This window comes from Novosphingobium sp. 18050, from assembly GCF_902706195.1.
In the GTDB taxonomy this organism is placed as follows: domain Bacteria; phylum Pseudomonadota; class Alphaproteobacteria; order Sphingomonadales; family Sphingomonadaceae; genus Novosphingobium.
In genome coordinates this window covers 1-445 of sequence record NZ_CACSJO010000094.1, presented here as the reverse complement: position 1 = coordinate 445, position 445 = coordinate 1, and the positions used below count along the sequence as shown (strand labels likewise).

The 445-nt window shown below is 72.6% G+C and carries 1 protein-coding gene; it reads left to right on the top strand.

The window, feature by feature from the left end; translation table 11 throughout:
* Positions 1-445 (top strand): TRAP transporter large permease subunit (locus GVL61_RS24535; RefSeq protein ID WP_159983878.1); only part of this gene is annotated, 445 nt, incomplete at both ends.

The window sequence follows — 445 nt, the reverse complement described above, 5'->3', positions numbered from 1 at the left end:
CTTCCTGGGGATGATGATCGTCGGCGTGCCGATCGGCGCCGCCCTGGGCCTGGCCGGCACCGCCGCCATCGCGATCGCGAATGCCGAGACGCCCTGGTTCGGCCTGCTCGCGGTGCCGCAGAACTTCTATGCCGGGCTCGGCAAGTACCCGCTGCTCGCGATCCCGATGTTCGTGCTGGTCGGCTCGATCTTCGACCGCTCCGGCGTGGCGCTGCGCCTCGTGAACTTCGCGGTGGCGATCGTCGGGCGCGGCCCGGGCATGCTGCCGCTGGTGGCCATCGCCGTGGCCATGTTCCTCGGCGGCATCTCGGGCTCTGGCCCGGCCAACGCGGCCGCCGTGGGCGGGGTGATGATCGCCGCGATGTCGCGCGCGGGCTACCCCGGCTCGTTCTCGGCCAGCGTGGTCGGTGCGGCCGCGGCCACCGACATCCTGATCCCTCCGTCG